The sequence below is a fragment of the Mammaliicoccus sp. N-M50 genome (genome assembly GCF_022386995.1).
Classification (GTDB): Bacteria; Bacillota; Bacilli; order Staphylococcales; family Staphylococcaceae; genus Mammaliicoccus; species Mammaliicoccus sciuri_A.
The window spans coordinates 53,948-67,370 of the sequence record NZ_JAJNJA010000003.1 but is presented as its reverse complement, the minus strand read 5'-3'; the positions used below and the strand labels follow the sequence as shown (position 1 = coordinate 67,370).

Sequence of the window (13,423 nt, the reverse complement as noted above, 5' to 3'; positions counted from 1 at the left end):
ATTACTTTATTTTAATAAAAAATTATTGTTTCCACTTAATCGAAATTCTTGTGTATAAGTTTTCAACTATTGATAAACAATTGTGTTATTTATTAATTATTTTTAGTTTATAGTAAACTGGGAAATAAATCTAGGCTTATTATTAAATTTATAAAAAATTTATAGTACTTTAATATTTAATGATTTTGTAGAATATGAATGTTTGTAAATTTTATGCAAAAGGGGGTAATATAGTAATAAAGGAGTGATAAATATGTATAAAAATATTTTGTTTGGCATTGATACAGAAATGAAAAATCAAAAAGTTTTAGAACAAATTAATCACCTCGCAGGAGAAGGATCTGTGGTTACATTACTGAATGTTGTCGCTGATAAGGACCTTCAAGCTTCAGTAAGAATGGGTGTTCATTTAGATGAAATTCAAGAAAAACGCCAAGAAGCTATGAAACATGTCTTAGATTATTTCCATGAGCAAAACATTCAATATAAAATTGAATTTGCGAAAGGGAATCCTAAAACAGAATTAGTGCATAGAGCAAATAGTGGTGATTTTGATATCGTTGTGTTGAGTAATAGAAAAGCAGAAGACACAGATAAAATGGTATTAGGAAGTGTCAGCCATAAAGTCGCTAAAAGAGCTAAAATTCCTGTATTAATTGTGAAATAGTAAGCACACATTGATTTAAGTAATAGATTTCTTGAATCATCATGCATCGTTTCATAGAAAAAAGTCCTCGACTCATGTAAAATGAAAATAGAAGCATATTGGAGGAATGACTATGACTGATGAACAAAAGAAAGCGTTTCCGTATATCGTTGCAACGATTTCATTAGAAACTCAAGATGATATTGAAAAAACAGTGCAAGAACTCAATGCTCATAAGGATTCAATAGATATTGTTGAATTTAGAGCAGATACTTTAAAAAATACTTCAATTGAAAACATTAATGAAACATTAGAGAAATTTAAAAGTGCATATTATGATGCGCCAATTCTGTTCACTTATCGTTCAGTAGGACAAGGTGGTCATGGTGACTTTGATCATGAAACATATTACAAAATCATGCAAGATATTATATGTAACAAAAAAGCTGAATACGTCGATATTCAACTCGATACGTACGAAGATAATCTTATGAATTGCATTACGAAAGCTCAGCATAATGATGTTAAAATTATTATTTCACATCATGACTTTAAATCGACACCTGACGTTGAAGAAATGTTTGTCACATATGAGAAAATGGCAGAGTTAGGTGCAGATATTGGTAAACTAGCTGTGATGCCTCAGAACGAACGTCATTTATTATCGATGTTAAATGCTATGAATAGAGCTTTTCATAAGTTAGATATTGATGTAATTGGTATATCTATGGGTGAATTAGGTAAGATGACAAGAATAACTGGTGGTATGTTTGGATCTAAATTTACTTATGGTTTCGTAGGTAAAGAAGCGGCACCAGGACAAATTCATGTTAAAGATATTAAAGAACAGTTAGCTTTATATCAAAATTAATCACATTATTAAGCATAATAATGATGAAGCGAGTGTAGAAATCTTTAGGATAATTCTAGATTTCTATCTCGCTTCTTTATTTTATGATACAATTGATAATAATTATCAATGAATTAGGAGTGTAAATAATGGAATTAAAGAAAGCGATTGAAGAAAGAAGAAGCGTCAAAAAATATGATTATGATATGTATATAGACGAAGAAAAAGTATTTTCTTTAGTTGATTTAGCAACATACGCACCAAACCATGGCATGAGAGAACCTTGGAGACTTGTGTATATCAATAAAAAACAAATTCCTGAATTTGCAGAAGAAGTAGCACAATCAGCATTTGTTAACGATCCAGCTAAACAAGAAAAATATATCAATAAAGTGACCAAAGTTGGTGGCATGTTTGTCATCTTGTCAAAAAGAGACTCAAGACAAAAAGAAAATCTTGAAAATCAAATGGCAATCGGCGCATTTGTACAGAATTTAATGTTATTGATGCATGATGAGGGAATGGGTTCATGTTGGAAAACACCTGCATTTATATTTAATCCATCATTTAGAAAAACAGTCGGTGCTCAGGATGATGAAGATGTATGTGGATTTTTATATTTAACTGAAAAAGATTCAAGTGTAAAAGCGGCCGAAAGAAAAAATAAATCATTAATCACTGAGTGGTAATAACGAAACCCACAACTGAGTTCTTATACTCAATTGTGGGTTTTAATATGATTATTTTAAGTTCTCAGCTAAGAACGCTTTAACATCTTCTGGTGTTTTTGCGTTTGCTGAATGTAAGTGTGCAAGTTTTTCGTTGTTTTTAAATACTAATAAACTTGGGATACCCATTACATCATTTTCAGTTGCTGCTTCAGGAACTTGGTCACGATTGATTTGATACCAATTGTATTGATTGTATTCATCGATGATTGGATCGATCCATTGATTCATTCTTGTGCAATCTGGACACCAATCTGCGAAGAATTTAACGACAACTGGTTCATCGCTTTGTGTAATTTCTTCAAATTCAGCATATTGACTTATTGTTCTCATATTTATTCTGCTCCTTAGAAATAATGATTATAAGGTAAGTATATCTTATTTCTAATATTTAAAAAAATATTTAACTCATTACTACATGTTCTGTACTAATATTGTTATAATAAAATTAAATAGACATATGGAGGTAAAGACATGATAAAATTTTATCAATATCCTAATTGTACAACTTGTAAAAAAGCAGCAAAGTTCTTAGAAATGAACGGTGCCAGTTTTGAACCGATTGATATTACTCAATTAACACCAACAGCTAAAGAATTAAAAGATATCATTGATGGGACAGACATCAATGTTAATCAATTATTTAATACTCGAGGCGCTAAATATCGCGAATTGGGATTAAAAGATAAAATGGATGATTTATCAGACAACGAAAAGTTTGATTTATTAGCATCTGATGGCATGTTAATTAAAAGACCTTTAGCTGTTTTAGGAAATAAAGTGACACTTGGATTTAAAGAAGACGAATATCGTCAAACTTGGTTATAAAAATAGTTGCTTGAATAATGGCTTTATGTCATGATTATAATTGAATTACATATAGGAGGGGATTACTTTGACAGTGCCTAGTGAGTTAAAATATTCAAAAGAACATGAATGGGTAAAAGTAGATGGAGATATCGTAACAATCGGTATTACTGATTTTGCTCAATCAGAATTAGGGGACATCGTGTTTGTTGAGTTGCCAGAAGAAGGTGACGAATTAACTAGTGGAGATTCATTCGGTAGTGTAGAATCTGTTAAAACAGTTTCTGAACTATATGCACCACTATCTGGTAAAGTCGTTGAAGTAAACGAAGAACTAGAAGACAGCCCTGAGTTTGTTAATGAATCATCATATGATAAAGCTTGGATGGTCAAAGTTGAACTATCTGATAAAGCTCAATTAGATGAATTATTAGATGCAGACGCTTATAGCGAAATGATAGGTGAATAACATAACATTAAACTCCACGATACTGATGTGTCATGGAGTTTTTTTGAAATATTTATCATGAAACTGAACAGTAATACTATCTCATTTGTAGAAGGTGATATTCATGGCGATGATTAAAAAGATTATAATCGTAGAAGGTATTTCTGATAAAAAACGAGTGGAAGAAGTATTAAATGATCATGTTCATATCATTTGTACCCATGGAACGATGGGTGTTGAAAAAATGGATGAGCTACTAGAAGAGATATACGGTTCTCAAGTATATGTCTTAGTAGATCAAGATAAAGAAGGTAAGAAAATTAGAAAATGGTTTAAGAAATATGCGAGTGAAAGTCAGCATATTTATATTGATTCTACATTTTCTGAAGTAGCGCGCTGTCCAAGACAATATTTAGCGAATGTGTTAAACTATCATGGATTTATAGTTAAGAATGATTTTGTATTGAAAGGGAAGTATCGTTACCATGAAACACACAGAAATATTGAACGATATATACAAGCATTTTGATAAAGATATCCATTTATTATTTGGATATACGCCAACATGTGGAACGTGCAAAATATCAGAACGCATGTTAGATATTGCAAACGAAGTATCACAATTACCTATTAATAAGTGTGACTTAAATTTTTATCCAGAATTCTGTAAAGAATTTGAAATCATGTCAGTACCCGTACTTTTTATCATGCATAAAGATCAAGTTATCCGTCGAATCTATGCCTTTCAGTCTGTTCCGTATATATTAGAGAATATTCAAAAAGTTATTGACGATAAAAACTTATCATGATAGTATGAATTTAATTAAATACGTAATAACTCTTATCAAGAGTGGTGGAGGGATGTGCCCTTTGAAGCCCGGCAACCGTCATATAAATATGAAATGGTGCCAATTCACAAAAAGTGTTAACTTTTGGAGATGAGAGAAAGACAAATTTTTGACGCCTTTCTCTTATTTTAAGAGTGAGGCGTTTTTAATTTAGAGATTAGGAGGCAACAGATTTGATCGAGTTAAATAAAGTTGTTAAAACTTTCAAAACAAAAAAAGGTGACATAACAGCTGTTGACCATGTTGACTTAAAAATAGATAAAGGAAGTATATATGGTGTAATTGGATTTTCTGGTGCAGGTAAAAGTACACTTATACGTATGTTTAACGGCCTAGAAACACCTACTGAGGGAGAGGTAATTGTTGACGGTGCAAACATTGGACAATTATCGAAACAAGACCTTAGATTAAAAAGACAAAAAGTAAGCATGATTTTCCAACATTTCAACTTACTTTGGTCTAGAACAGTTAAAGATAACATCGCATTTCCATTAGAAATCGCTGGTGTATCTAAAAGTGAAATTAATGAGAGAACTAAAGCACTCATTAAAAGAGTTGGTTTAGAAGGACGCGAAAATGCCTATCCTTCACAACTATCAGGAGGGCAAAAACAAAGAGTAGGTATTGCCCGTGCACTAGCTAATGATCCACATGTCTTATTATGTGACGAAGCAACAAGTGCACTCGATCCACAAACTACTGATGAAATATTAGATTTATTAGTAGATATTAATAAAGAACTGGATTTAACAATCATACTGATTACACATGAAATGCATGTCATTAGAAAAATTTGTGATCATGTAGCAGTCATGGAGAACGGTAAGTTTGTTGAAGAGGGTGAAGTTATTAACGTATTTAATAACCCTCAAACATATGTTACACAACGATTTGTTAAAGATGATCTTAAAGCAGATGATTTACAAAGAACTTTACAAGACTTTAAGAAAGAACAACCAAATGGTGAAATTTGGAAGTTAAACTTCGTTGGTGGAACAAGTTCTGATCCAGTATTAGCGAAAATTATAAAAACTTATAATATCGATATTAACGTTATCGAAGGTGACGTTAAATTAACTCAAAACGGTACTTTTGGACATATGATCGTTCATTTACCTCAAGGAGATTATTCTAAGGAAGCAATTAAGCAAGAATTGAATAATCTAGGCGTGAAAGTAGAGGTGAACGTAGGTGAATAAATCATTTGGAGATATCATTACAGAAATGGTCACGATGCCTAACGTACGATGGGATGATGTATGGGAAGCATTGTATGAAACGTTATATATGACGATTATTTCTACAGTATTTACTTTAGTATTTGGATTAATCTTAGGAACTTTACTATTTTTAACATCAAGAGGAACATCTAAAAGTTCACGTGTGTTCTATTCAATCGTTTCATTTGTCGTGAACCTATTTAGAGCTATTCCATTTATCATTTTAATATTATTATTACTACCTTTTACGGACATCTTACTAGGTACAATTAGTGGACCTAAAGGCGCTTTACCAGCATTGATTATTGGTGCATCACCATTTTATGCACGACTTGTTGAAATCGGCATGAAAGAAATTGATAAAGGTGTTATTGAAGCGGCAGTTTCAATGGGTGCTACTACTTGGACAGTCGTTCGAAAAGTATTAATAAAAGAATCATTACCTGCTTTAGTATCGGGAATCACAGTTACAGCTATTGCTTTAGTTGGATCAACTGCTATAGCCGGTGTAATTGGTGCAGGTGGTTTAGGTAACTTAGCTTACCTAACTGGATTTACACGAAATCAAAATGACGTCATTTTAATTTCAACAATCTTTATTTTAATTATTGTTTTTGTTATCCAATTTATTGGAGATTTAATTGTAAAAAGAATTGATAAACGTTAAGGAGTGTTTTTAATGAAAAAAGTATTTGGGTTATTATTTATTTCGATTTTAACAGTCGTGCTAGTAGCTTGTGGTGGCGGTAGTGGCGACAAGAAAGAAAAGAACGAAACAATTAAAATTGGTGCATCACCAGCACCTCATGCTGAAATTTTAGAAGAAGCTAAACCACTTCTTAAAAAAGAAGGTTATGACTTAGAAATCAAGACAATCAATGATTACACAACACCTAACAAATTATTAGACAAAGGTGAACTTGATGCAAACTTCTTCCAACATACACAATACTTAAAAACTGAATCAAAAGAAAAAGGATATAAAATTGAATCAGCAGGTAACGTACATTTAGAGCCAATGGCAGTTTACTCTAAGAAATATAAAAAATTATCTGACTTACCTAAAAATGCAACAGTTTATGTATCAAACAATCCAGCAGAAGAAGGTAGATTCATCTCATTCTTCGTTAAAGAAGGATTAATCAAAATCAAAGACGGTGTTAAACCAGTTGACGCAACATTTGATGACATCGTAGAAAACAAGAAAAATATTAAATTCAACAATAAACAATCAGCAGAATTTTTACCTAAATCTTATCAAGCAGATGAAGGAGACGCTACAATAATCAACTCTAACTTTGCAATCGAACAAGGCTTAAATCCACTTAAAGATTCAATTGCAGTAGAAGGAAAAGATTCACCATACGCAAACCTAATTGCAGTTCAAAAAGGTCATAAAGATGACAAACAAATTAAAGCTTTAATGAAAGTCTTACAATCTAAAGAAATTAAAGACTTCATCAACAAGAAATACGACGGAGCTGTAATCGCAGCTAAGTAAGAAATTTAAAAAACATCTAGCCATATGGTTAGATGTTTTTTTGTGAGTAGAAAAAGTTTTTGAGAAAAATTACTTATAGTAACTACATGGTATTAGGTGTAAGCCCAACTTTAATTATATAATGTGATATATTTGATATATATAAACGTGAGGTGATGAAATTGGTAAATGATATAAAAATTCATGTTCTACACACTGGAACTGTTATTGTAGATGAAGCTTTACCTTTTAGTACTTCTAGTAGAAATCCTATTGCTTGGACTGGTTTATTTAGGAATAAAAGACACCAAATTTCTTTACCAGTATCTGTTTATTTAATTGAACATCCTAAAGGGTTAGTTTTAATTGATACAGGTTGGCATACTGACAATAGAGTTAATCAAAAGAAAAATCTTTTATTTCAGTATCCTGTAAATAAAGCTTCTCTTCCAGAAGGTCAAGCTGTTCATGAACAATTAAGAAACTTAGGTTATGAAATTGATGATATTGATTATGTGCTCATGAGTCACATGCATTGCGATCATGCGGATGGTTTAAGACATGTAAAAAATGCTAAAAAAATATTGCTGAGTGAACCTGAATATGAAGCGATTAAATCGGATAAAATGCATTACCTTCCTCATGAATGGAAAGATGTAGATTTATCTACTTTTAAATTAAGTTACACAAATATAGGTCCTAAAGGATATTCATTTGATTTATTTGGAGATGGCACATTGCAAATGGTATGGTGTCCTGGACATAGTAAAGGGTTATGTGCAACGTTGGTGAAAAAAGAGGGACAAGATAAATTTGTACTTTTAGCATCTGATGTTGGATATGCAAATAGATCATGGGAAAGAAATATTTTACCCGGAGTTTTAGTAAATAGAAAAGATGCTCAAGAATCTTTAAATTGGGTTAAGTATATTTCAGAAGATAAAAACTGTATAAAAGCAATAGCCAATCATGATGATAATACTGAACCACAAACTATAATTTTATAAGACATTACATCTAGACATAAGGTTAGATGTTTTTTGTATTATTACTCATCTTTGGGCATTATGTTTGTGTGTGCTTTCATTTATAGTTAAAATTTATTTAATTAAATGAAAAGGTGGTAAATTATGAAGATTATATTAGTTGGTGCTAATGGTACTATTGGTTCAGCAGTGGCAGAAGAACTTACATCAAATGGACATGAAGTTGTGAAAGTTGGACGTAACTCAGGTGACTATCAAATGGATATGTCAAATGTAGAAGATATTAAATTAATGTTTGAACAAATTCAAAATGTGGATGCAGTTGTTTCTACTGCAGGTGCAGCGAATTTTGATGATTTATCTGACTTAACACCTGAATCAAATGAAGTTGCTGTTACGAGTAAATTACTTGGACAAATCAACTTAGTACTAATCGGACAACATTATATTAATGATGGCGGAAGTTTCACATTAACAACTGGTGTTATTATGGACGAACCAATTAAAGGTGGCGTATCATCAGCTATGGCTGGTGGCGGTATTCAAGCATTTGTGAAATCAGCTGCATATGAATTAAAACGTGATTTAAGAATTAATAATGTAAGTCCAAATGTAATTGAAGAAGCACTCGAAGATTATGGTGATTTCTTTAAAGGTTATCAAGCAGTCCCAGCTAAAAAAGCCGCTAAAGCATACTTGAAAAGTGTAGAAGGTATTCATTCCGGTCAAACATACCGAGTTTATGAATAATATTTAATAAAAAGCAGTCGATCTCCCGACGTAAACGGAGAGTCGACTGCTTTTTGTTTTAGTAAGGATGAAAATATGTTTAAGATGCACGAAGACTGGTAGATATCGTGCGCTAGGGTACAAAAATAGGGCATAACGCACGAAGACTGAGAGATATCGTGCGCTAGGGTACAAAATTAGGGTATAACGCACGAAGACTGAGAGATATCGTGCGATAATCAATTCTTAAATATATCCGTTAAAGAAATAAATGATGAGCATAAATACGGCGATGGCATATAAAATGATACCGACAAATCTGTAATTTCTAACGTTGAATGTAGCGATTGTAACAATTGTAGCAGCTGTTAATAATGTGTTTAAGAGACTACTCAAATTAATAACATTGACTAAATTTAATAAAAGTATAAATGCACATATTGCACTTATAACGAATGCAAATTGTTCATAGCGTTTCATGTAATTTTCCTTTCATAAACTGCATATTTATTTATCATCATTATAGTATATATTGGATAGAAAGGCATTCGGAAGACGTTGAAATAGAATATTTATAAATTGAGAATTAATTGAAATGATTATCATTTGAAAAACATTTCAGAAAAATAGTTTATATGAGCAGTTTCTTCTATATAAATAAAGCGAAAATGTTTATTTGCCCGTGTAACTACGTTATAATATTAAGGGTAAAGATTCACAGCAAACTTTGACGTTACATTAAAATTATTATAAACTAGAAAAGATAATGTAGGGTTATCTTTTTTAAATGTGAATAAATTCTCTGGAGGGAAAAATAATATGGCATCAATATTAGAAATCAAAGATTTACACGTAGAAATCGAAGGTAAGAAAATTCTTAAAGGTGTAGATTTAACTATTAAACAAGGTGAAATCCACGCAATCATGGGACCTAACGGTACTGGTAAATCAACTTTATCATCTGCAATCATGGGCCATCCTAGTTATGAAGTAACACAAGGTGAAGTACTTCTTGATGGTGAAAATGTATTAGAAATGGAAGTTGACGAGCGTGCGCAAGCTGGTTTATTCCTAGCTATGCAATACCCATCAGAAATTTCTGGTGTAACAAATGCTGATTTCTTACGTTCTGCAATTAACGCTAAACGTGAAGAAGGCGACGAAATTAACTTAATGCAATTCATTAAGAAATTAGATAAACAAATGGATCTATTAGAAATGGACCAAGATATGGCTCAAAGATACCTAAACGAAGGTTTCTCTGGCGGTGAGAAGAAACGTAACGAAATTCTTCAATTAATGATGTTAGAACCTAAATTTGCAATTTTAGATGAAATTGACTCAGGTTTAGATATTGACGCATTAAAAGTTGTATCAAAAGGTATTAACAAAATGCGTGGAGAAGACTTTGGTTGTTTAATTATTACTCACTATCAAAGATTATTAAACTATATTACACCTGACTTTGTACACGTTATGATGCAAGGTAGAGTTGTTAAATCAGGTGGCGAAGAATTAGCAAAACGTCTTGAAGCAGAAGGTTACGAGTGGATTAAAGAAGAACTTAACATTAAAGACGAAACAATTAACGCTGAATAATATATGATCATGATAGTCAAGTAGGAGGAGTATAAATGGCAACTGAAACAAAGTTAAATATTAACGTTGAAGACTTAGTTAATTATTCAGCATCTCAAAATGAACCACAATGGATGACTGATTTAAGAAAAGAAAGTTTTCAAAAATTAGATACATTAGAAATGCCTAAACCAGACAAAACAAAAATTGACAGATGGGATTTTGATTCATTCAAAAAACATGCTGTTACAAGTGAAACATTTGATACTATCGACAATTTACCAGAATCAGTTCGTAAAATTATCGATACTGAAAATGCTACAAACTTAATTGTTCAACATAATAATACACCTGCTTTTACTAAAGTAGATGAAAAATTAGTCGAACAAGGCGTTGTAATTAAAGATTTAAAAACAGCTTTAATTGAAAATAGTGATTTAGTACAAAAATACTTCATGACAGACGCAGTTAAAGTTGATGAACATAGATTAACAGCTTTACACGCAGCATTAGTTAACGGTGGTGTATTTGTATACGTACCTAAAAATGTTGTTGTAGAAGACCCTGTTCAATACGTTGTATTACATGATGATAGCGATGCAAGTTTCTTCAACCATGCGATTATCGTAACTGAAGAAAGTGCAGAATTAACATACGTTGAAAACTATTTATCTACAGTATCTTCAAACGAAGGTCAATTAAACATCGTTTCTGAAGTAATTGCTGGTGCAAACTCAAACATTACTTACGGTACAGTTGATTTTATGGATAAAGGCTTTACTGGTCACATTATCCGTCGTGGTACAGCAGCAGCTGATGCGACAATCGATTGGGCTTTAGGTTTAATGAATGACGGTAGTACAATTAACGACAACACGACTTATTTAATGGGTGACCGTTCAAACTGTAACTTAAAAACAGTCGTAGTTGGTCGCGGAGAACAAAAACAAAACTTCACAACACAAATCATTCAATATGGTAAAGAATCTAATGGTCACATATTGAAACATGGTGTTATGAAAGATAGTTCTTCTTCAATCTTTAATGGTATTGGTTACATCAAACACGGTGGTACTAAAGCAGATGCTCAACAAGAATCTCGTGTTCTTATGTTATCTGAAAAAGCACGTGGAGATGCAAACCCAATCTTATTAATTGATGAAGATGATGTAACAGCAGGACACGCAGCTTCAGTAGGTAGAGTAGATCCAACTCAACTTTATTACTTAATGAGTAGAGGTATTTCTCGTGAAGAAGCAGAACGTTTAGTTATTCACGGTTTCCTTGATCCAGTTGTATCTGCATTGCCAATCGAAGACGTTAAACGTCAATTACGTGAAGTTATTGAATTAAAAGTAACAACACAAATATAAAAAAGGCACAGAAAGGTCTGATAATGTGGCCGAATCAACATTTAATGTAGAAAAAATTATAAAAGATTTCCCGATATTAGAACAACAAGTTAACGGTAGTAGACTCGTGTATTTAGATTCATCAGCCACAAGTCAAACACCTACTCAAGTCACTGATAGCATTGTAGATTACTACAACCGTTATAACTCTAATGTTCACCGAGGTGTGCATACACTAGGTACACTTGCTACGGATGCTTATGAAAAAGCACGAGAAACTGTTAGAAGGTTTATAAATGCACAATATTTTGAAGAAGTTGTGTTCACAAGAGGAACTACAACAGCAATCAACTTAGTGGCGCATAGTTACGGTGATGCAAATGTTTCTGAAGGTGATGAAATTGTTGTCACACAAATGGAACATCATGCGAATATTGTGCCATGGCAACAGCTTGCTAAAAGAACAGGTGCTAAACTTAAATTTATTCCAATGTCAGAAAGTGGCGAACTCGAAAGAGAGGCAATTGAAAGTACGATCAATGATCAAACTAAAATTGTCGCAGTCGCTCATGTGTCTAACGTATTAGGTACAATCAATGATGTTAAATATATTGCAGAAGTCGCACATCGTCATAATGCTGTTATTGCAGTAGATGGTGCACAGTCAGCACCACATATGAAAGTGGATGTTCAAGATTTAGATGTAGACTTCTTTAGCTTTAGTGGTCATAAAATGTTAGGCCCTACTGGCATAGGTGTCTTATATGGTAAACGTGATTTATTAGATAAGATGGAACCAATCGAATTTGGTGGAGATATGATTGATTTTGTTGGATTAGAAGATGCAACATGGACTGACTTACCAACGAAATTCGAAGCTGGTACACCGCTTATTGCTGAAGCAATTGCTTTAGCTGAAGCGATTAAATATATTGATGCTATCGGTTTAGATAACATTCATCAACATGAGTATGATCTTGTGAATTATGCTTACAATGAAATGTCTAAAATTGATGGACTTGAAATATATGGACCTACTCCTGATAAAAGAGCTGGATTAATTACATTTAATGTAGAAGGTGTTCACCCACATGACTTAGCAACAGCATTAGATTCTGAAGGCGTAGCTGTAAGAGCAGGTCACCATTGTGCACAACCATTAATGAAATGGTTAAACCAATCGTCAACAGCAAGAGCAAGTTTCTATATTTATAATACTACTGAAGATGTTGACCAACTCATTCAGGCACTAAATGGCGCGAAGGAGTTTTTCTCTTATGAATTTTAACAATTTAGATCAACTATACCGTTCTGTCATTATGGACCATTATAAGAATCCTCGTAATAAAGGCGTTCTTGAAGATGGCTCTCTAACAATAGATATGAACAATCCTACATGTGGAGATCGCATCCGCTTAACATTAGATGTAGAAGATAATGTTATTAAAGATGCTAAGTTTGAAGGTGAAGGTTGCTCTATTTCAATGTCTAGCGCATCTATGATGACTGAAGCGGTTAAAGGTCATACAATCGAAGAAGCATTAGAAATGAGTCAAGAATTCTCAAACATGATGCTTGGTGAATCCTACGATATTACAGAAGAAATGGGCGATATAGAAGCACTATCAGGTGTATCTAAATTCCCAGCAAGAATCAAATGCGCTACTTTAGCATGGAAAGCATTTGAAAAAGGAACAAAAGAGCAAAATAACGCGTAACTTTTGAAAAATGGGCGAACGCTATTATAAAAG

At 32.5% G+C, this 13,423-nt stretch carries 18 protein-coding genes and 1 riboswitch; of the genes, 16 read left to right on the top strand and 2 right to left on the bottom strand.

All coding sequences use genetic code 11. The features are described from left to right. Nucleotides 1-253: 253 nt before the first annotated feature. From LQ622_RS05995 to LQ622_RS05985, 3 genes are all read left to right on the top strand, one after another. On the top strand, nucleotides 254-667 hold the full coding sequence (locus tag LQ622_RS05995; protein ID WP_126476606.1) for a universal stress protein: 414 nt from the start codon (nucleotides 254-256) through the stop codon (nucleotides 665-667). 112 nt (nucleotides 668-779) lie between these two features. Further along, nucleotides 780-1,517 (top strand): type I 3-dehydroquinate dehydratase, encoded by a 738-nt coding sequence (gene aroD / locus LQ622_RS05990; protein ID WP_159315264.1) that lies wholly within the window; start codon nucleotides 780-782, stop codon nucleotides 1,515-1,517. 128 nt (nucleotides 1,518-1,645) lie between these two features. Beyond that, nucleotides 1,646-2,185 carry a nitroreductase family protein gene (locus LQ622_RS05985; RefSeq protein WP_126476604.1) on the top strand — a complete coding sequence of 180 codons (540 nt, stop codon included), beginning with the start codon at nucleotides 1,646-1,648 and terminating at the stop codon, nucleotides 2,183-2,185. A 51-nt stretch (nucleotides 2,186-2,236) separates the two neighbouring features. On the opposite strand, the gene LQ622_RS05980 is transcribed toward LQ622_RS05985, so the two are convergent. After that, nucleotides 2,237-2,557 carry a thioredoxin family protein gene (locus LQ622_RS05980; protein ID WP_037588811.1) on the bottom strand — a complete coding sequence of 107 codons (321 nt, stop codon included), beginning with the start codon at nucleotides 2,555-2,557 and terminating at the stop codon, nucleotides 2,237-2,239. Between the two features lie 141 nt (nucleotides 2,558-2,698). Between LQ622_RS05980 and LQ622_RS05975 the strand changes: the two genes are divergently transcribed. The 9 genes from LQ622_RS05975 to LQ622_RS05935 all read left to right on the top strand — a co-directional run bounded on the left by LQ622_RS05975 (nucleotide 2,699) and on the right by LQ622_RS05935 (nucleotide 8,763). Continuing rightward, complete coding sequence (locus LQ622_RS05975) at nucleotides 2,699-3,052, top strand: arsenate reductase family protein (RefSeq protein WP_025904366.1); 354 nt, start codon at nucleotides 2,699-2,701, stop codon at nucleotides 3,050-3,052. Nucleotides 3,053-3,119: 67 nt separating this feature from the next. Then, the gene (gene gcvH / locus LQ622_RS05970) at nucleotides 3,120-3,500 is read left to right on the top strand and encodes a glycine cleavage system protein GcvH (protein ID WP_025904367.1); all 381 of its coding nucleotides are present in this window, start codon (nucleotides 3,120-3,122) and stop codon (nucleotides 3,498-3,500) included. 103 nt (nucleotides 3,501-3,603) lie between these two features. Continuing rightward, nucleotides 3,604-4,008 (top strand): toprim domain-containing protein, encoded by a 405-nt coding sequence (locus tag LQ622_RS05965; RefSeq protein ID WP_025904368.1) that lies wholly within the window; start codon nucleotides 3,604-3,606, stop codon nucleotides 4,006-4,008. Further along, nucleotides 3,965-4,288, top strand: coding sequence for a thioredoxin family protein (locus LQ622_RS05960; protein WP_025904369.1), 324 nt, complete (start codon nucleotides 3,965-3,967; stop codon nucleotides 4,286-4,288). Before LQ622_RS05965 ends, LQ622_RS05960 begins: the two co-directional genes overlap by 44 nt. 29 nt (nucleotides 4,289-4,317) lie before the next feature. Further along, nucleotides 4,318-4,424: riboswitch (SAM riboswitch) on the top strand. Nucleotides 4,425-4,500: 76 nt separating this feature from the next. Continuing rightward, the gene (locus tag LQ622_RS05955; protein ID WP_037588812.1) at nucleotides 4,501-5,526 is read left to right on the top strand and encodes a methionine ABC transporter ATP-binding protein; all 1,026 of its coding nucleotides are present in this window, start codon (nucleotides 4,501-4,503) and stop codon (nucleotides 5,524-5,526) included. Further along, nucleotides 5,519-6,214, top strand: a complete 696-nt coding sequence (locus tag LQ622_RS05950; RefSeq protein WP_239774756.1) for a methionine ABC transporter permease — start codon at nucleotides 5,519-5,521, stop codon at nucleotides 6,212-6,214. The genes LQ622_RS05955 and LQ622_RS05950 overlap by 8 nt, the downstream gene beginning before the upstream one ends. A gap of 12 nt (nucleotides 6,215-6,226) precedes the next feature. Next, nucleotides 6,227-7,048: a MetQ/NlpA family ABC transporter substrate-binding protein gene (locus tag LQ622_RS05945; protein WP_239774755.1), complete on the top strand. Its 822-nt coding sequence runs from the start codon at nucleotides 6,227-6,229 to the stop codon at nucleotides 7,046-7,048. Nucleotides 7,049-7,209: 161 nt separating this feature from the next. Continuing rightward, entirely contained in the window at nucleotides 7,210-8,034 is an 825-nt protein-coding gene (locus LQ622_RS05940) for an N-acyl homoserine lactonase family protein (protein WP_371683245.1), read from the top strand. A gap of 123 nt (nucleotides 8,035-8,157) precedes the next feature. Further along, nucleotides 8,158-8,763 carry a short chain dehydrogenase gene (locus tag LQ622_RS05935; RefSeq protein ID WP_107577680.1) on the top strand — a complete coding sequence of 202 codons (606 nt, stop codon included), beginning with the start codon at nucleotides 8,158-8,160 and terminating at the stop codon, nucleotides 8,761-8,763. Nucleotides 8,764-8,988: 225 nt separating this feature from the next. Here LQ622_RS05935 and LQ622_RS05930 read toward each other — a convergent pair whose 3' ends face one another. After that, on the bottom strand, nucleotides 8,989-9,222 hold the full coding sequence (locus LQ622_RS05930) for a hypothetical protein (protein ID WP_025904374.1): 234 nt from the start codon (nucleotides 9,220-9,222) through the stop codon (nucleotides 8,989-8,991). A 339-nt stretch (nucleotides 9,223-9,561) separates the two neighbouring features. Between LQ622_RS05930 and sufC the strand changes: the two genes are divergently transcribed. From sufC to sufU, 4 genes are read left to right on the top strand one after another with little or no spacing between them, the layout of a single operon-like run. Beyond that, entirely contained in the window at nucleotides 9,562-10,341 is a 780-nt protein-coding gene (sufC, locus tag LQ622_RS05925; RefSeq protein WP_025904375.1) for a Fe-S cluster assembly ATPase SufC, read from the top strand. Nucleotides 10,342-10,376: 35 nt separating this feature from the next. After that, nucleotides 10,377-11,693 carry a Fe-S cluster assembly protein SufD gene (gene sufD, locus LQ622_RS05920; RefSeq protein ID WP_239774754.1) on the top strand — a complete coding sequence of 439 codons (1,317 nt, stop codon included), beginning with the start codon at nucleotides 10,377-10,379 and terminating at the stop codon, nucleotides 11,691-11,693. A gap of 25 nt (nucleotides 11,694-11,718) precedes the next feature. Further along, on the top strand, nucleotides 11,719-12,960 hold the full coding sequence (locus LQ622_RS05915; protein ID WP_159315263.1) for a cysteine desulfurase: 1,242 nt from the start codon (nucleotides 11,719-11,721) through the stop codon (nucleotides 12,958-12,960). Then, on the top strand, nucleotides 12,950-13,390 hold the full coding sequence (sufU, locus tag LQ622_RS05910) for a Fe-S cluster assembly sulfur transfer protein SufU (RefSeq protein ID WP_025904378.1): 441 nt from the start codon (nucleotides 12,950-12,952) through the stop codon (nucleotides 13,388-13,390). The genes LQ622_RS05915 and sufU overlap by 11 nt, the downstream gene beginning before the upstream one ends. Nucleotides 13,391-13,423 lie beyond the last annotated feature (33 nt).